At 60.1% G+C, this 17,101-nt stretch carries 14 protein-coding genes, 1 tRNA gene and 1 other RNA gene; 9 read left to right on the top strand and 7 right to left on the bottom strand.

Features of this window, described 5'->3' with window-relative positions:
• Positions 1 to 22 precede the first annotated feature (22 nt).
• Positions 23 to 1,345 (bottom strand): hypothetical protein, encoded by a 1,323-nt coding sequence (locus tag Q4D83_RS10655; protein ID WP_303175282.1) that lies wholly within the window; start codon positions 1,343 to 1,345, stop codon positions 23 to 25.
• 114 nt (positions 1,346 to 1,459) lie between these two features.
• Here Q4D83_RS10655 and Q4D83_RS10650 point away from each other — a divergent pair, with 114 nt between their 5' ends.
• From Q4D83_RS10650 to Q4D83_RS10630, 5 genes are all read left to right on the top strand, one after another.
• Positions 1,460 to 3,397 (top strand): dynamin family protein, encoded by a 1,938-nt coding sequence (locus Q4D83_RS10650; RefSeq protein ID WP_303175281.1) that lies wholly within the window; start codon positions 1,460 to 1,462, stop codon positions 3,395 to 3,397.
• Between the two features lie 7 nt (positions 3,398 to 3,404).
• On the top strand, positions 3,405 to 4,829 hold the full coding sequence (locus tag Q4D83_RS10645; RefSeq protein WP_303175280.1) for a dynamin family protein: 1,425 nt from the start codon (positions 3,405 to 3,407) through the stop codon (positions 4,827 to 4,829).
• Positions 4,830 to 4,907: 78 nt separating this feature from the next.
• Positions 4,908 to 6,008 carry an exonuclease domain-containing protein gene (locus Q4D83_RS10640; protein WP_303175279.1) on the top strand — a complete coding sequence of 367 codons (1,101 nt, stop codon included), beginning with the start codon at positions 4,908 to 4,910 and terminating at the stop codon, positions 6,006 to 6,008.
• A 47-nt stretch (positions 6,009 to 6,055) separates the two neighbouring features.
• Positions 6,056 to 7,306 carry a MurT ligase domain-containing protein gene (locus tag Q4D83_RS10635; RefSeq protein WP_303175278.1) on the top strand — a complete coding sequence of 417 codons (1,251 nt, stop codon included), beginning with the start codon at positions 6,056 to 6,058 and terminating at the stop codon, positions 7,304 to 7,306.
• Positions 7,303 to 8,052, top strand: a complete 750-nt coding sequence (locus Q4D83_RS10630; protein WP_303175277.1) for a type 1 glutamine amidotransferase — start codon at positions 7,303 to 7,305, stop codon at positions 8,050 to 8,052. The genes Q4D83_RS10635 and Q4D83_RS10630 overlap by 4 nt, the downstream gene beginning before the upstream one ends.
• Positions 8,053 to 8,100: 48 nt before the next feature.
• Here Q4D83_RS10630 and Q4D83_RS10625 read toward each other — a convergent pair whose 3' ends face one another.
• The 6 genes from Q4D83_RS10625 to ffs all read right to left on the bottom strand — a co-directional run bounded on the left by Q4D83_RS10625 (position 8,101) and on the right by ffs (position 13,659).
• On the bottom strand, positions 8,101 to 8,757 hold the full coding sequence (locus Q4D83_RS10625) for a recombination mediator RecR (protein ID WP_303175276.1): 657 nt from the start codon (positions 8,755 to 8,757) through the stop codon (positions 8,101 to 8,103).
• An 82-nt stretch (positions 8,758 to 8,839) separates the two neighbouring features.
• Positions 8,840 to 9,169 carry a YbaB/EbfC family nucleoid-associated protein gene (locus Q4D83_RS10620; protein ID WP_303175366.1) on the bottom strand — a complete coding sequence of 110 codons (330 nt, stop codon included), beginning with the start codon at positions 9,167 to 9,169 and terminating at the stop codon, positions 8,840 to 8,842.
• 61 nt (positions 9,170 to 9,230) lie between these two features.
• The gene (locus Q4D83_RS10615) at positions 9,231 to 11,516 is read right to left on the bottom strand and encodes a DNA polymerase III subunit gamma and tau (RefSeq protein ID WP_303175275.1); all 2,286 of its coding nucleotides are present in this window, start codon (positions 11,514 to 11,516) and stop codon (positions 9,231 to 9,233) included.
• A gap of 29 nt (positions 11,517 to 11,545) precedes the next feature.
• The gene (locus tag Q4D83_RS10610; protein ID WP_303175274.1) at positions 11,546 to 12,109 is read right to left on the bottom strand and encodes a hypothetical protein; all 564 of its coding nucleotides are present in this window, start codon (positions 12,107 to 12,109) and stop codon (positions 11,546 to 11,548) included.
• Positions 12,109 to 13,380 (bottom strand): aminotransferase class I/II-fold pyridoxal phosphate-dependent enzyme, encoded by a 1,272-nt coding sequence (locus Q4D83_RS10605; RefSeq protein WP_303175365.1) that lies wholly within the window; start codon positions 13,378 to 13,380, stop codon positions 12,109 to 12,111. Before Q4D83_RS10605 ends, Q4D83_RS10610 begins: the two co-directional genes overlap by 1 nt.
• 182 nt (positions 13,381 to 13,562) lie before the next feature.
• An RNA gene (gene ffs, locus Q4D83_RS10600) (signal recognition particle sRNA small type) lies at positions 13,563 to 13,659 on the bottom strand.
• Between the two features lie 128 nt (positions 13,660 to 13,787).
• Between ffs and Q4D83_RS10595 the strand changes: the two genes are divergently transcribed.
• The 4 genes from Q4D83_RS10595 (at position 13,788) to Q4D83_RS10580 (ending at position 17,088) form a co-directional block, all read left to right on the top strand.
• Positions 13,788 to 13,875, top strand: a tRNA-Ser gene (locus Q4D83_RS10595).
• A 179-nt stretch (positions 13,876 to 14,054) separates the two neighbouring features.
• On the top strand, positions 14,055 to 14,561 hold the full coding sequence (locus Q4D83_RS10590; protein WP_303175273.1) for an NfeD family protein: 507 nt from the start codon (positions 14,055 to 14,057) through the stop codon (positions 14,559 to 14,561).
• A 91-nt stretch (positions 14,562 to 14,652) separates the two neighbouring features.
• Positions 14,653 to 16,110 (top strand): flotillin family protein, encoded by a 1,458-nt coding sequence (locus tag Q4D83_RS10585; protein ID WP_303175272.1) that lies wholly within the window; start codon positions 14,653 to 14,655, stop codon positions 16,108 to 16,110.
• 84 nt (positions 16,111 to 16,194) lie between these two features.
• The gene (locus Q4D83_RS10580) at positions 16,195 to 17,088 is read left to right on the top strand and encodes a hypothetical protein (protein ID WP_303175271.1); all 894 of its coding nucleotides are present in this window, start codon (positions 16,195 to 16,197) and stop codon (positions 17,086 to 17,088) included.
• Positions 17,089 to 17,101: the final 13 nt, after the last annotated feature.

Genomic DNA, 17,101 nt, shown 5'->3' with positions numbered 1-17,101 from the left:
CACCACGGCAGCGCGCGATGCGCTACTGCTCGGGCTTGCCGGCGTTTTGATCCGCCTGCTTCAAAATCTCGTATTGGGCGGCGAGTTTTTGCGAGGTCTTCTTTTTCGCCTCCTCCTGCTTTTCCTTGGTGGTGTCGGCGCTTTCGGAAACGTACCCAACGTAACGGCCGTTGATCACATAGCACGAGTATTGCGGGCCACTGTTGGATTCCTCCACCGTGCACTGGGTGTCCGGAATACCTTGCGGTTCGTCGTATTCCACGCTGCCGCTTTGCAGATTGTCGGAAACGAAGGCATTGAAGATGGCGCGGGCGCCGAAGTCATTGTCCGCCCGGAAGACGTAGGATTCCACCTTGCCGTTGTGCTGGGAGCCGGATTGCACGAGGGTATCGTGAATAAATTTTGAGTTATTGAACCGGCCGGCGATGCCGCGGGGGCCGAACGAACCCGGCACGTTCTTTTTGTCGTCTTCGGGCCGTGGTTGCACCGCGTAAATGACCATCCCGCCTGGGTCCATGGAGGGGAACTCCTCGGTTTTGCCGAAGCCTGCGCTCGTTTTCACTGACGGAAACTGTTCCAGGAGTGGGATCTGCAGCTCATAGGCCTTTTTCACGAACTCGCCGTTCCGTGCCTCCTCACTCTGCGGGGCGGATGCCCAAGTGTAGAAAACGTACTCCTCGTGCGGGGTAAACGCCATGTAGGAAGTGGTGCTGTCGTACTCGTTGAACGACGAGGAAGCGAGCGTATTGGGCAAGCCCGGGATTTCCACCTGAGTACGTGGCGCCGGCGGGTCGCTTTCTAGGAACACGCTGCCCACCGTGGTGGCCTCGGTGTGAAGCGCCGCTGCGGCTTGCCGCGCGGTGTCGGGGTCTTCGAAACGGATCACCGCATGGTTGATGCCGAAGCTCGGGTCTTGGATCTTCTCTGTTTTCGACCCCGCCGCCACCAGATACCCGTACAGGGGTCGGTATTCTTCCAGCTTTTTCACGAAGTTACTGCTCAGGTGAATCGCTAAGCTTTTGGCGCTGAACACGGTGTAAGCGCCTCTGCTTTCCGTGAAAATCCCGTCGATTTCATAGGGCAGCGGCACGTACTCCCCCAGCACGAATGATTCCACGGAGCGAGTGATCTCAGCGTCAGTGTCTTTGAGAATCTTTTTCGGCTTTGTGTCGTAACCACCGTAATCGAACTCTGGTTTCTTGGCAGTTTCTTCGGTGCTTGCCGGGGCTTCACTGGTGTTGTTGCTCATCCCCGGCACTAACCCAGTCAAGCTGTCAGGCAAGCTGCAAGCGGTCAGCATCGTTGCGCTGAGAACGGCCACCATGCTGAACTTCAGCTTGTTCATTACGTCTCCTCTTTCGGAATCCAAACTTTTACGGACTCTAGGCAAACATGAGCCTCATACAAGGATTGGATGCAACTAGTTGTTGAAAGGTTACACCCCTACAGAGTTTTCGCTATGGTGAATGAACGAACTGCGTCATCTCCGGAAGTGAAAGTTGTGAACCCACCGAGTAATCCAAGCCAGAGCGCTGAACGCAGCGATGTGGAAAACCGCGCCAATCAGCTCCTCACCGCGATCACCAATAAGATCCTTCGGCAATACGATTACGACGAACTCAGCAACCTTGCCATGACGCGGGCGTCGGCAAGGCAACAAACGCGGTCCATTGTTGTGGTCGGTGAGGTCAAACGTGGCAAAAGCTCTTTAGTCAACGCCATCGTGGGTAAGCGTAACGCCTCACCCGTGGGGGTAAACGTCACCACCGCAACCCCCATCGCGCTCACTGCGGAAACCGACGGTCTGCGGGAAGGCCAAGCATGCCTGTTCTACCCAGACGGTGAGCGAATCATCGCGCACTCGGAGCTCGGCGCGTGGATCAACGCGGAAAATATGCAAAGCGCCGACCAGCAGACGGAATCACTCCCCACGCGCGCGACGATCCCGATTCGCTCCATGCCGCTGGGAGACGTCACCGTCATTGATACCCCCGGTGTGGGTGGGCTTGATCCGAAACTGTCCGCGTTAGCGAAAGTATCCATCGATCAGGCGTGCGTGGTGATCGTGGTGTGCGACGCCTCCACTACCATCACCAAACCGGAGATGGACTTTATCAAAGACACCGGGTCAAACGTCGAGGCGATTATCGTTGCCGTGACCAAAACGGATAAGCACCTCATCCGTTGGGAAGAAATCGTCGCGGAAAACAAGCGCCTGCTGCGCACCCACATCGGGCGAGACATTCCGGTGGTTGGTGTGTCCAGCCTGCTGGCCGTGGTCGCGGCGGAAATGACACCGGGCCCGCACCGCCAGCAGGTCCTCGAGCTTTCCGGGATGAACGAGCTGTACTCGCTGATACAAAGCAAGTTCCAGATCGCCGAGTTTTTACCGCTCGCCAACGGCTTGCGCATCGCGGTGAAAGGCCTGCGCGAACTCTCCGAGGATTTGAAGCAACGCATCGAGATCCTGCGCGACGGTGAAAACGCAGTGCCGGAGCTTTCCGAACGGCTCGAGGAGCTCAACCAGCTGAAAAAACAGGGCGAGACGTGGGACTACTACTTGGGGCGTGACCTGACGCTCATCCGCCAGGCGACCATGGAGCAGCTCGAACTACGGCTGGACGATATCCGTAAAAACTGGACCGAGCGGATTCAGAAGCAAGGCATGGCGGTGCTGCGAAAAAACCCGCAGTATTTCACCTCCGAAATGGAACGGGATTTTCACGTCGCCATCGCCGAATCAATGAACTACTTTTCCTACGAGTTGGAGCACAAAATCGTGCGCCCGCGGTTTACTTCCGAGATGGACTGGGAGGAAATCCGCAACGAGGTCAGCTCCGCGTTCGTGGGCAAGCAATTGCAAACCCAGGAGGTACAACACAAAAGTCAGGGTTTGCTGGACCCCATGATGCTCATGATGGGCGTATCTGGCGGCTCCGTTCTTGGCGGGCTGATCGGTAGCGTGGTGACGTTCGCCGGTATCGGCGCCGTCGTTGGCGTCGGCTGGGTTGCGTTTAACGTGGGTTTCCGCGCCATGCGCTCCGGGAAAACAAACTTGCTGAATTGGTTGAAGGAAACCACCGGCACGGCCAAGGTGCTCACCTCGAAAATTTTGGAAGCGGCGATTGCAAACGCCCGCCCGGCTATCCAGCTGCGCTATCGGGAAAACCTCAAGGAAATGATGGAGGCCACCCAGAAGCAAATCCAGGAAGCGGAGAAGGTTGCGCGGGCGGATAAGGCGAGCCGCGAAAAGCGCTGCGCAACTTTAGAAAAGAACTTGCAGATCGTCCAGAAGAACATTGGTACTTCGGAGGCGATGATTAAAGAGCTGATCGCTCACGCCACGATCGAGGTGTACAAGGAACAGGCTTCCACCTGGGAAGAAAGGCGTAGTTAGAGTTGCCATGGACGTGATGTCTACCGCGCTGAATCAGGCGCTTGATTATTTGGGGAGCTTGAGCCCAGAGTTGTCGGAGCAAGCGCAGCGAATCCGGGCCACCCTGCAGGCTCCGCCGCGGATTGTGGTGGTGGGGCGCCTCAAGTCGGGTAAGTCCACGCTGGTGAATGCGCTAATTGGGGCGCCCGTCGCGGAAACAGCCGCGCTTGAGGCTACGAACGTGGTGACGGTGTTCCAGTATGGCGCCCCGGACCGGGCTGAGGCGGTGTTGACGGATGGTTCGCGGCTGCCTATCGCGATTCAGCGAGGTAAAGCAGCTGAGTTGCCGGCGCCGGTGGAGAAAATTAGCTTCATTGACCGCTGGATGCCCACCGCCTCGATTCGGGAATTTTCGCTTATTGATACCCCCGGGTTGGCCACGCTCACTGTGGAGAATGAGGAACGCACGCGCCGGATTTTGATTGATGGTTTTGAGCAGACGAAAACCATGTCGGTGGATGCCGACGCCGCGGTATTCCTCTTCGACGCGACTCCCCGCATGGACGAGGTGAAGTTCTTAAAGGACTTAGGGTTCACCTCATTGAATACATTGGGCGTGTTGTCGCGCGCGGATTCGTTTGGCGAAGGCGCGCTCGGGGAACGAGACCCTCTCGAGCATGCCTATGAACATGCGCAGGTGCTTGCGCGCCAGCTGGAGGAATCCGTGCTGACGGTGCTGCCCGTCGCTGGACTCCTTGCGGAAACTTCGCACACGGGAGCGATTACGGAGTATGACGCTCGCGCAATGGCGCACCTCGCAAACGCCACGGAATTCGATTTGATTCGTCATATTTCGGCGGATGCGGACGATGAGCGGCTGCGCGAGTCCTGCCAACGGATTATTCGCCTGATTGGCGAATACGGTTTGTTCCGCGCCCGCAATGTGGCACGCCGGGGCGCCAGCGAGCTCAACGAGTGGGCGACCGCAAAGTCGGGGGTGCCGCAATTGCGAAACTTGTTGGTGACTCGTTTTGGGGAGTTTGCCACCACGCACCGCGCGGGCCGTATTGTCAGCGATATTGAGAGTTTGGCGTTTCGGATGCAACCGAAGCAGCATATTTTGAACCTAGTGTCTACGATGCGTTCGGACCCCCGCCTGCTCAACGCATTTCTATTGTTGGATTTAAAGGCGGTGCAGGAAGCGAATCCGAAGGCAACGCTCATCCCCGAGATTAAGCGCCTGATCATGGGTTATACGTTGCAGGAGAAGCTGGGGTTGGCGCCGCAAGCGAACATGTGGGATGTGGCGAATGCAGCTCAGCAGCGGATGCAGTGGGCGCATTCGGAGTCGTTGTCGGCGTTGACGGCGGCGGAGGATGCCGCGTGTGTGACGCTGAAACGCGCGTATGGGGAGCTGCTTCGGGTGGCACAGTATCATTCGCAGCAGCACTAGTGGTGTTGGGTTTGCTGCAGGCTGGAGCGCGTTTGCCCCGCGTTTTGAATTTAGAATGCGCGCATTAGAGTTGAAGGAATGAGCACTTCTGAACACACCTCCCCTCAGGCGAGCAAACCACAGCTATCGCCTGAGGAGCGTGAGGCGCGGCGCGCTGCTCGGGAGGCGGCGCGCGCTCGGGCAATCGCGCGGGCACCTTACGTTGCGGTGACAGTGCAAACTTCGGGGATTCACCCGTCCACCTCGCGCATCGTGGCTATCGACGCCGTGACGTTCAGCGAAGATGGCACCACAGTCGACGAATTCCACGCCGTAGTGAACACGGATTCGGATCCGGGACCGAAGCATCTTCATGGGCTTACCCCGGAGGATGTGGCCGAGGGCAAGCGCATGGAGCAGCTGATTCGAGCCTTAGATCGCCTGCTGGATGGCCGCACGCTGGTGGTGCACCATGGGCCCCGGACCTGGGGTTTTTTGGTTTCTGAAACCCGGCGGGCCCTCAAGCAGCAGCGAAGCCGGGGTCGTTCCCGCAACCGGAATCGCCGGGGTCGCCGCCCGCGGCGAAACACTGGGCACATCCCGAAACCCGCGAGCATTGTGGATACGTTGGCGAGCGTGCGTCGGCGAGACATCGCATTGCCGGATACTCGGCTGCGTGCCGTCGCGCACCGGATGGGGTGCGGCCCGGACGATGCCGCGGCGTCGATAAGCAGGGCACAGCAGGATCCGGCGAGCGTGGCGCGGGAGGAAACGCTGCTGTTGGTGCGGCTATTTCTATTGTTACGCGAAGGGGAGCTTACGGAACGCGATCCCGCGGAAATGCGAGCGGATCGCTTTGGGCTGCAACGCAGCAACGTTCGCACCGATGCACCGGATATTGCGCGGCGCTTTACCAACCCCGGCGTCTACATTCCTGGCAACCAGCTGATAGAAGGCATGGAGGTGGTGGTCACGCCGGAGATCCGCATGGACCCGAACACGGTGATCAGCGCCGCGGTGGATGCGAACCTGGCGTATTCGGAGAAGCTGACGCGCACCACCAGCGTCGTTGTGTGCAATCACTCCGAAAACCTGCGGGGGAAGGCGATGCACGCGCAACGAAAAGGGATTCCCCTCGTCTCGGATGCCGAATTTCTGCAGCTAGCCCGCGACGTGGCAAAAGGCACGCCCGCAACCTAATTCTTGGGCGTTCCTGACAGCTGCACAAGGGCATTACAATGTTGGGAATGAAGTTGAATCCCTCCCGCTTGCGGACGAAAGCCGCTCAGGCTGCAGCCTCGCTAGCTACCCGCGCATCTCGGCTCACCGGGCGCGGCGCTGGCGGCATGATCGGCGGCCTCGTCGCAGGTTTGATCGACCCGAACATTATGAATCACCTGGGCGGCGGCCGACCCGTTGCTTTAGTGACCGGCACGAACGGCAAGTCCACCACCACCCGCATGCTGGCCTCCGCGCTGCGTAGCCACCACACGGTAGCTACCAACGACGGCGGCGACAATATGGATGCGGGCATTATTTCCGCCCTGATGGCAGGCAAGGATGCCTCCCACGTGGTACTGGAGTGCGACGAATTACACGTGCCTGCCGTGGCGGATCGCTTGAACCCGAAGGTGCTGGTGCTGCTGAACCTCACGCGGGACCAGCTCGACCGGGTGGGCGAGATTAACAAGCTCGAACGTGCGTTGCGCTCCTGCGTGGAGAAGCATCCGGATATGACGGTGATTGCCAATTGCGACGACGTACTAGTCACCTCCGTGGCCTTCGACGCCCCCAATGTTGTGTGGGTTTCCGCCGGCGCCGGCTGGACCGGGGATTCCGCCTCCTGCCCACGCACCGGCGGGCATATCGTGCGCCAAGGGGATGATTGGTTTTCTTCCGTCCCGCTTAGCGACGGCCGCCCCTTCCGCAGGCCCACCCCCACATGGTCCGTCACCGAGGACGCACTGTCTTCGCCAGAAGGTTCCCACGAGCTTCATCTTTCGCTACCGGGGCGGGCGAACCGTGGCAATGCGACGCAAGCCATCGCGGCGGCCGCGGCCTTTGACATCCCCATTGCGGACGCGCTAGTAGCGGTGGGTTCCGTGACCGACGTTGCCGGACGCTATTCCACCATCCCCTTCGAGGGCCGCGACGTGCACATGCTGCTAGCCAAAAACCCGGCCGGCTGGCAAGAGGCTCTTTCCATGGTGGATCGGACGGCGGATTCCTTGGTCATCGCGGTCAACGGGCAAGTCGCGGACGGCGAAGACCTGTCGTGGCTCTGGGACGTATACTTCGAATCGTTTGATGACCTGCACGTTGTCGCTTCCGGGGAGCGCGGAACAGACCTCGCCGTGCGCCTGACCTACGCCGGTATCAGCCACGAATTGGTGCCGGGTTTGGTGGATGCAATCCGTGCCTGCGAGCCGGGACGGGTCGAAGTGCTGGCCAATTACACCGCGTTCCGTGACCTGAAGAAAGGCCTGCTGGCAAAATGAGCACACTGAAAATCGGCCTGGTTCTCCCCGACGTGTTGGGCACCTATGGTGACGATGGCAACGCGCTTGTCCTGCGGCAACGCGCCCGCATGCGCGGCATCGACGCCGAAATCGTACCTGCCCGGCTGGGCACCGAAGTCCCCGCCTCCCTGGATATTTACTGCATCGGCGGCGGCGAGGACACCGCCCAGATCCTTGCGGCGAGCCATTTACTCAGTTCCGCTGGGGCTGGGCTTCGCACCGCCGCAGCGCAAGGCACGCCGGTGCTGGCGATCTGCGCTGGCCTGCAGGTACTGGGCGAATCCTTCCGGGCGGGCGGGCGCGTCGTCGATGGGCTCGGGCTTATCGACGCCACGACTGGCAGCCTTGCCCAGCGAACCATCGGCGAAGTGCAAACAACGCCTTCCGGCCTGCCCGGCCTGACCGCCCCGCTTACCGGTTTTGCTAACCATATGGGGGCCACGATTCTCGGCCCCGATGCGCGACCCCTAGGCCGAGTCGCCCGCGGCGTGGGCAATTTGGACGCCCACACCGTCGCCGAAAACCCCGAAGCCGCCGGCCAAGAACGTGCCGAAGGTGCGGTGCAGGGCAGTGTGATCGCCACCTATATGCACGGTCCCGTCCTCGCCCGCAACCCCGAGCTTGCCGACCTCCTCCTAGCCAAAGCCATGGGCATCGGCATCGAAGAGCTCGAACCCTTGGACATTCCGGTGGTGGAGCAACTCCGCAAGGAACGCTTGGCCTAGCGCGGAGGCAGGGTGGGTGCCGACCCCCGCTGTGGTGGCGGACCTCCGCTACAACCGCAGCCGCCCAGTCAATGCGCGGGACAGCGTGAGCTCATCCACGAATTCCAAATCCCCGCCCAACGGCATCCCACTCGCCAGGCGGGAGATCACCAACCCGGGGAAATCCCGCAGCAGCCTCGCCAAATAGCTTGCCGTCGCTTCCCCTTCGGTGTTGGGGTCGGTAGCCAAAATTACTTCCCGCACCTCCGGTGGCGTGATAGACCCACCGCGCTCCCCGCCGGCAGCATCCCGATCTACATCGGGCAACACGCCACCGATACGCTGCAAGAGCGGTGCAACATTGAGGTCCTTTGGCCCAATATTGGAAAGCGGGTCCAGGGCCCCACCCAGCACATGATACCGCCCCCGATATTCACCAGTGCGTTCAATTACTTGGATGTCTTTTGGTTCCTCAACCACACAGATCAACCCGGCGTCGCGTGAGGAATCCGCGCAATACCTGCACACTTCATCTCGCGAAATATTGTGGCAGATGCGGCAAAACACCACGCCGCCTTGCACCGCGTTGAGCGCCCCGCTCAACCTCGCAATATCATCTGGCTCGGCTTGGAGTAGATGAAACGCGATGCGCTGCGCGCTTTTCGGACCGATGCCAGGCAGCCGCGACAGCTCATCAATAAGATCCTGCAAGGGTCCTTCAAACACGACATCACTTTCTTCATTCGGTGCACAGCGCGAGCGACGCCCCGGCTACTGGGGTTCAGCCGGGGCGTCGAAAAGCAAAAGCTTAGAACATGGAGCCCAGCGGGTCCCCGCCGAAACCGGAAATCGGCCCGAGTTTCTGCTGCGACAACTCAGCAACACGGCGGTGGCCGTCATTGTAAGCGCCCGTCACCAAATCCTGAAGCGTTTCCACATCGTCTGGATCGACCACCTGGGGGTCAATCACCACGTCCGTAACTTCGCCGCCGCCAGTCATGGTTACCTTCACCAAGCCGTTGCCAGCCTCGCCAGTCACGCTGGTCTGCAGGATTTCCTGCTGCACGGCCTGCAACTTCGCCTGCATTTCCTGAGCCTTACGCATGAGCTGAGCCATATCAGGTTGTGTCATCAAAATGCCTTTCTTGAAGATTCTCCGCCCAAGTGTAGCCGAGTCTCAGCAAGCACCACGCCGAAAACTACAACGGGCGCGCACCCAACTCCCGCTCCAGCATCTCCATTGCCACCGTCCGCGCATCCCGATGATCCCGCATACCCGTACCCGTGGCAGCCTCCCGCACCATCGCTTCCTCCTCCTCATCCCGAGAAAAACCCTCGGAAGGCGGCTCCTGCTCCGGCGGCACACCATACGGATCCGCAGGCTCCGGTGGCAACGGCACACCATCAGAGAATTGCGGGTTCTTCCGCAGCAATTCATTGCCACGAGCAGCCGCTTCCTCCCACCGCTTCCGCGGCCTCGGCTGCTCCGCAGGCTTATCCGCGCTAGATTGTTGCGGTCCGGAAGGCTGCGGCACAGAAGACTGCGGTGCGGAAGGTTCCGAGGGTTGAGCTAGCGCATGCTTCGGCTGTGACTGCTTCGGCTGCGGTGGCACCGGATCCGAACCGCCAAGCTTGGCAGGTTCCTCCCACACAGATCCGGACGGCGCGGGAGGCGCTGGCGGTGCAGGCGGTGCGGGAGGCGCAGGTGGTGCAGGCGGTGCGGGAGGCGTCTGTGCGGCGGCATCCGCGGGCGCCACGGGGTCAGCGGGCTTCGGCTGCGGCACTTGATGTTGCGCCGGCAATTGCATTTCCGCAGGTTTGGGGCTGTGCGCTTCCGGTTTCCACTCGGGCACGGCGGGTTCCTCAGTGAACCCTGCATCCGTGGGTGCCGTACCCACCACGCATTTCACGGCAAAGTTATAGCCGAGTTCTTCCTGCACTACCTTGGCGATGCTTTGGTTATTGCGTTCGTCGTTCAAGCGTGCGGCGAGCGCCCCGGTGTGGTGGCCAATAATTAACGTGTCATCGCGCACGCCTAGGACTTTCGCCTCCGCTAACATGATTGCAGCAACCTCGTTCGACTTGCTGACAAGTTCCCGCACCCGCGCCCACTTGCGGCGAATACGGTCAACAGGCTGCTCAACCTTCTGCGGTGGTTGCACCACCTGTGGCTCGGGTTTCGCCGCCTCTGGCTCGGGTTTCGCAGCTTTCGGGGGTTCTGTGGGTTGCTGCGGCGCCGCCTCTGCTGGTTTCGGCGAGGCTGGGGCGGGCGCTGGGGCAGACGCTGGTTGCGCCGCCTCGCGAGCCAACCGGCGCGACTTGCGTTCAAACTTCCGGGCTTGCGGCGTAATCGTCGGGGCTGCTGCTTCCCCAACCGAATCGCCTTTCGACGCCGCGCCCATCAGCATCCGCGCGCACAGAATCTCCAACAGCAGCCTGGGGCTGGTGGCACCACGCATGTCAGGCAGGCTGGCATTCACCAAGGAGGCGAGTTGGCTGAGCGCTCCCGGAGCGAAAAGCTGGGCCTGGTGGGTAAGCACCTCGGCGCGATCCGCCACGGCGTCCACCAGCCCTAACGCCAACGCGTCCGGCACCACTTGGAGCAACATGAGGTCGCGGAGCCGGTCGAGCAGGTCCATAGTAAACCGGCGCGGATCGTACCCCGCTTCGATCACATCATCGATGGTGAGGAAGAGCTGAGCGCTGTCACTGGCGGCGAGCGCTTCTACTGCGGCGTCGATAAGCGAATTATCGGTAATGCCGAGCAATGGCACGGCCAAATCATAAGTCAGCCCTTCTGGCCCGGTACCGGCCAACAGCTGATCGAGCACAGAAAGCGAATCGCGCGGGGAGCCACCTCCGGCACGGATGACCAGCGGAAACACCGATTCCTCCACCCGCACACCCTCAGCGACGCACGTGCGCTCAAGCAGCCCACGCATAGCTAACGGGGTGAGCAAACGGAAGGGGTAATGATGCGTGCGAGAACGGATGGTGCCAATGACCTTTTCCGGCTCGGTGGTGGCGAAAATGAAAATCAGGTGCTCCGGCGGCTCCTCAACGATCTTCAAAAGCGCATTCGATCCAGCGGAGGTGATCATGTGCGCCTCGTCGATAATAAACACCCGGTAGCGGGACTCGGCGGGGGCGTAAAACGCACGATCGCGAAGCTCGCGCATATCCTCCACGCCGTTATGGCTGGCGGCGTCCAACTCGGTCACGTCCAGGTTGCCGGGACCGCCGGGCGCCAAACTCCGGCACGAATTACACACCCCACACGGGGTGGAGGTCGGCCCCTGCTCGCAATTCAGCGAGCGCGCCAAAATGCGTGCCGAGGACGTTTTGCCGCAGCCGCGAGGTCCGGAAAACAAATACGCATGATTAATTCGGCCGGTGTCCAACGCCACTGACAATGGTCGGGTGACGTGTTCCTGGCCGACAACCTCGCCAAACGTTGCGGGACGGTATTTGCGATAAAGAGCCACGGATTAGAGCCTACCTGCGTTGCGGCATGTCACCTGTGGAGGTTCATCAAGTCAACGTTTTCCTCGATCAACGCCTCCTGCAACGCAGGCACCCCATAGGTATGGCCGTGCAGAAACTCATCGTCGGTAAGCGGAATGAGTTGGCACAAGGTAGTCAGCCGATCCTCCTCACGCACCTGGGGCACCCCCTGCTCCCAAACAAACGGTGCGATCAACAACCCATGCCGCACTGACAAATCAGCCGTCACTTCGGCCGGGCCATACGCGGCCATGCCCGGCAACAACGTACCGGGCTGCGCCGGAAACGACGCACTCGTCGTGTTCGTATCCACCAGCATGGTAGCCGCCATGGTGACCAACGATGCCACCACGGCGGGGTCTGCGCGGGACACGCAGAAAATTTCGCAACGGACGGAGACGTCGGCGTCGACAAGCTGGAGCCCGGTGTCCACGTGCGCGAAATCAACCGAGCACGCAAGCGACTCCCCCGCGCCCAATTCGGCAGTGGCTAGGTGAAAACCCGACCGCTGCTCAAACTTCAACGAACAGGGGAACACGCTGTCGAGCCAAAAGGCCGTCTCCTTAAGATTCACTACTTCGAATACTTCTCCGCGGCAGCCAGCAGTACGCAGGTAGCCACACCGTCCATGGCAACCTCAAGCTCATCCACCGGCGGCAGCGACGGCGCGAGGCGAATGTTCCGATCGTTCGGGTCCTGCTTCAACGGGAACGAAGAACCAGCGGCGGTGAGCGCAATGCCGGCCTCCTTCGCCAACTCCACTACGCGGCTCGCGGTGCCGTCCACCACATCCAGGGAAATAAAGTACCCGCCAGTGGGCTTCGTCCACGTGGCCACGCCGTGCTTACCAAGGCGATTCTCAAGGATTTCCAGCACGCGCTGGAACTTCGGCGCCAAAGACTTCGCGTGCTGTTGCATCACCTTACGCAGACCCGCAACATCGCCGAAGAACTTGGCGTGTGCCAACTGGTTAATCTTGTTCGGGCCGATACCGCGCACACCCGCGTGCGAGCCGTACCACTGCAGGTTCGACTCGGAGGAAGCAAAGAACGACACGCCAGCGCCGGCGAAGGTGATCTTGGAGGTGGAGGACATGCACCAGAACCGGTTCGGGTTCCCCGCCTGTGCCGCCAATTCCAACACGTTCACCACCTTGGGGAACTCCTCAGTAAGCGTGTGCAGCGCATACGCGTTATCCCACACAATGCGGAAATCTGGGGCCGCAGCCTCCAAACCCGCCAACCCCGCACAAACCTTCTCGGAGTAAGTAACGCCAGTAGGATTGCCGAAAATAGGCACGCACCACATGCCCTTCACCTTCGGATCCTTGGCCAACTCGCGCACCGCATCCAAGTCCGGGCCCTCATCCGTCATGGGCACCGGGATCATCGTCATGCCGAAATGCTCCGTGATGGTGAAGTGGCGGTCATAGCCCGGCACCGGGCAAATCCACTTCACCTCGTCCTCCTTCGACCACGGACGCGGCGAATCCTGCGTGCCCCAAATCCAAGCAGCGCTGATCAGGTCAAACATAATGTTCAAGCTGGACGCGTCGCCCGCCCACACGTTCTGCACGGGCAGACCAATAGCCTCCGCCCAAATCTTGCGGATATCTTCAATACCGGTCAGCCCACCATAGTTGCGGCAATCCGTACCGTCCGCCGCCTTGAAGTCCCCCTCCCCAGGCAAGGACAGCAGCGCATTGGAAATGGAGAGTTGTTCCGCGGAAGGCTTCCCGCGGGTGAGGTCTAGCTTCAGGTTCCGGGCTTTCAGCTCCCCGTATTCCTTTTCAATCTCCGCCTTGAATTCGGCGAGGGCGGTCGAATCAAAATCCTGCAACTGCAATGTAGGCCACCTTCCACGGTGAAGCGTCGAGTCAACATAGGCGCTCAGCTCCGCAGGTGCAGGTGGCAGGTGCCCGTGCCCCAGCGCAGCCATGCTCAACCTACTGTAGCTGTAACCCCACCCCAGTACTAGCCCTACACAACACACAAAAATACCCCCACTCGCGTGGAGGCTGAACGTAAAGTAAGGGGACCCCGCGCACCCGTCAGAGCTCGCTGACCCTTGCTGCATTCCTGCCCTGGGGGAGTTCACAAGATTCACGCCGCACGGGGTCCTGCGGAAGACTCTAGCACACCCCGCCTATCGACGCCCCCGACAACCACCCCTCACCAGTAGTTTGGCGTTTTCAAAGTCCGACGTGTACAGTCTTTGAGGAACACAACGCCCGCTTGGGTGTCATGTTTACTGGAGGATTCGACTAGCGGCCTATGTCGCACGCCTGGAACGCGTGTTGGGAGCAATCCCTCAGGGGTTCAAATCCCCTATCCTCCGCCACTTGCAAACCCCCAGCAGGATCAACATCCTGCTGGGGGTTTGCTCATGTTTAATCGGCAACCAAGATCAAAACCACATTGTGCCCCCAACTTTACCGTCACCAGGGGGTAACTTTCTGAGGACTATATGGAAAAAGCGTATGTTTTCCATATAATTAGGGGTGCCGAAAGGGGGCAAGTGTGACCACATTCATCATCATTGGCAGCATTGGTCTCGCCTTGGTCATTGTTTCGTTGCTCGTCGGCGATTTGCTGGATGGCCTGCTGAACCTAGATGTAATTGATAATGATCTGTTTTCAGTATCCAGTGTTGCCGCGTTTTTGGGCGCGTTTGGATTTGGCGGCGCCCTTGGGTTGTCGCTGACCGGCGACGTGACGTGGGCTTCGATCATTGGCTTTGTCATTGGCGCGATTGCAACTGCGGGCGCACTGCGGTTGACCCGCGCACTGAAGTCCGGTGAGGACGAGGTGAGTTTCCGCTCCGATTCCATGGTTGGCCATAGTGGCCGTGTAATTACTGCCATCCCTGCCGATGGTTATGGGGAAATCAAGATTCGCGTCGGCGGTCACATGCGCAAGATTGCGGCGCGTTCCTCGGAGCCTGTTTCGTCAGGTGCTGAAGTGTGGGTTGTATCGATTGTTTCACCTACTGCCGTCGAGGTAGTTTCGCTCAACACGCTCCCCTGAAAGCCTCACATACACATATCTTCATATTACGAAAGGCATTATTTTGGATGCGATTGTAGCTATAGTAGGCCTGTTTGCCGTTATGGTGTTCGTGGGTTTGCTTATTGCCAGCCGTTACCGCGTGGCAAAGCCAAACGAGGCGTTTATTATCACTGGCCGCCGCGGCAAAGCGGTTCACAATCCGGAGACTGGTTTGATTTCCACGGATTTGAGTGGCCAGAAGGTGGTCATGGGTGGCGGGGTGTTTGTGATCCCGTTTATCCAGCGGCTGCATATTCTTGATTTATCGTCCCGCCGCATCATGGTGACGATCCGCAATGCGGTGTCGGGTCAAGGCATCAAGCTCAACGTGGAGGGCGTCGCCATCGTTAAAGTTGGCGGGAACGAGGATTCGATTCGGGCCGCGGCGCAGCGCTTCTTGGCACAGCAGGACGAGATTGAAACGTTTACGCAGGAAACCCTCGCTGGTTCTCTCCGTTCAATCGTTGGTTCGCTCACGGTGGAGCAGATTATTCGGGACCGCGCGGCGTTCGCGCAGCGGGTGACGGATGAGTCGGAGGCTTCCCTCACGGGCCAGGGTCTTGTGCTTGATACGTTCCAGATTCAGGACATCACGGATGACGGCACGTACCTGAACGATTTGGGCCGCCCGGAGTCGGCGAAGGTTGGCCGGCTCGCTGCGGTTGCGGAAGCGGAGGCTACGCGGGAGGCGCAGCAGGCGCAGATTGCGGCGGAGCAGGAGGTTGCTATTTCTCGCCGCGCTCTGGTGCTGAAGCAGGCGGAGATTCAGGCTGAAACGGATGCTGCGCGGGCTCGTGCTGCGGCGTCGGGGCCGTTAGCTCAAGCGGACCGCGACCAGGCGATTTTGATGGAGCAGGAAAAGGTCGCCGTGGCACAGGCTGCGCTGAAGGAACGGCAGTTGGATACAGAGGTTCGCCGCCCTGCCGACGCTCATCGGTACCAGGTGGAAACGGAGGCGGAGGGGCGTCGTAACTCGGCGATTTTCGACGCCGAAGCCCGCAAGGCCGCCGCTATTGCGAACGCGGAGGCGGACGCGGAGAAAGCCCGTCTCGAAGGTGTGGGTGAAAAGTCTCGCCGCTCTGCACTCGCGGAAGCGAACGCCATTGAGGGTGCGAAGCGCGGTGAGTCAGAAAAGGCGCGCCGTATCGCGGAGGCGGAGGCCACCCGTGCAGAAGGTGAAGCGAAAGCCGCGGCCATCCTTGCAATTGGCCAGGCCGAGGCCGAAGCCATGAACAAACGGGCGGAAGCCTTTGCGCACTACAACGAGGCAGCGACGCTGCAAATGCTGATTGAGGTACTGCCGCAGATCGCTGAGAAGGTCGCTGCACCGATGGGTAACATCGATAAGCTGACCGTGGTGTCCACGGAGGGCGCGAGCGCTATTCCCCGTCAGGTTACGGATAACCTGACGCAAACCTTGCAGTTGGTCAAGGACGCTACCGGCTACGATATTTCCAAGATTTTGGACCGCACTCCCGCAACCACTACCGACACTGCAACAATCACTCCTGAAGTGCGCAATTCATAGTTTCTCTATTGCGCGCTCACGATACCTTCAGTAAACGGCTACCCCCTATTGCCGCTGGACTGCGCCGCTGCTACTTATGGGCTTATGTTTAACCGAAATCCTAAGACCATAAGCGCGGCGTACGACCCAGTATTGCCGGAACCAAAGTGGGCGAAACGCATCTCTACTATTCACCCGCTCCTGTTCCAAGCAATGGTGGTTTTCGGTTCCGCCGCGGCCGCGATCGCTGGCGCGGAGCGTCTACCCATTGCCATCCTGTGCGGCGTTGTCGCATTTTTTGGATTGGTGTTGGGCCGCCTGCGGGATAGCCGTAAGAAGGTTCTGGAGCAGGAGCGGCGCGCCTCCCAGATGGCGGCGCTGGAATCCATTGTGCGCGAACTTACCCAAGCAACGCAGGATGTGGGCGATACGCTGAGCGTGAAAGACCACACGTTGCGGGAAATTCGTTTGAATAACGTTCGCCGCAGTATTTTGGCCATGGTGAAGGACCGGCTGGGACCGGGCAACGGGGTGCGGGTAAACCTATTTTTGGTTACCAATACGGACCCCGTTGAGTTGCGCGCCGCGTCGTGGGCGCACGACAGCCGCCAGAGCCAACGTTCGAATCGCGTGTTTACGCCCGCCGACGAGTCACTGCGGCTAGCTATGCGGCTCAACGAGGGCCGCTACGAGTCCGACACCACCGAGCTTAAAGGCGAGGAGTTTGCCTACGAGTGCTTTGCCACCATGCCTGTGAGCAGCGCTGATAAGTTGTACGGTTTGTTGACGGTGGACGCTCCCGAGGCCGACGATATTGACCACTTTGAGGCGACGGTGTTGCTCAACCAGTTTGCGTCGCTGTTGGCACTGACCTTTATTAGCGACGCCCAGGCGCTCGCCGTCCCCGTCGGCGAAAACGCGCAGCATTTCCATCCGCTTGCGATGGGCAATGCGGAACCCCTAGCCATCACCGACGCCGAACTGGTGCTCGAAGACTAGCTTGCTGCGGAGC

The organism is Corynebacterium sp. (assembly GCF_030532715.1).
Classification (GTDB): domain Bacteria; phylum Actinomycetota; class Actinomycetes; order Mycobacteriales; family Mycobacteriaceae; genus Corynebacterium.
Note: the sequence above shows the minus strand (reverse complement) of the source record. Positions and strands in the feature narration are given on the sequence as shown.

What these genes read in the sequence shown, in the direction of transcription:
- Q4D83_RS10630 (WP_303175277.1), top strand. Translation starts at nt 7,303, where the DNA reads ATGAGCACACTGAAAATCGGCCTGGTTCTCCCCGACGTGTTGGGCACC.
- Q4D83_RS10580 (WP_303175271.1), top strand. Translation starts at nt 16,195, where the DNA reads ATGTTTAACCGAAATCCTAAGACCATAAGCGCGGCGTACGACCCAGTA.
- Q4D83_RS10635 (WP_303175278.1), top strand. Translation starts at nt 6,056, where the DNA reads ATGAAGTTGAATCCCTCCCGCTTGCGGACGAAAGCCGCTCAGGCTGCA.
- Q4D83_RS10655 (WP_303175282.1), bottom strand. Translation starts at nt 1,345, where the DNA reads ATGAACAAGCTGAAGTTCAGCATGGTGGCCGTTCTCAGCGCAACGATG.
- Q4D83_RS10645 (WP_303175280.1), top strand. Translation starts at nt 3,405, where the DNA reads ATGGACGTGATGTCTACCGCGCTGAATCAGGCGCTTGATTATTTGGGG.
- Q4D83_RS10650 (WP_303175281.1), top strand. Translation starts at nt 1,460, where the DNA reads ATGGTGAATGAACGAACTGCGTCATCTCCGGAAGTGAAAGTTGTGAAC.
- Q4D83_RS10640 (WP_303175279.1), top strand. Translation starts at nt 4,908, where the DNA reads ATGAGCACTTCTGAACACACCTCCCCTCAGGCGAGCAAACCACAGCTA.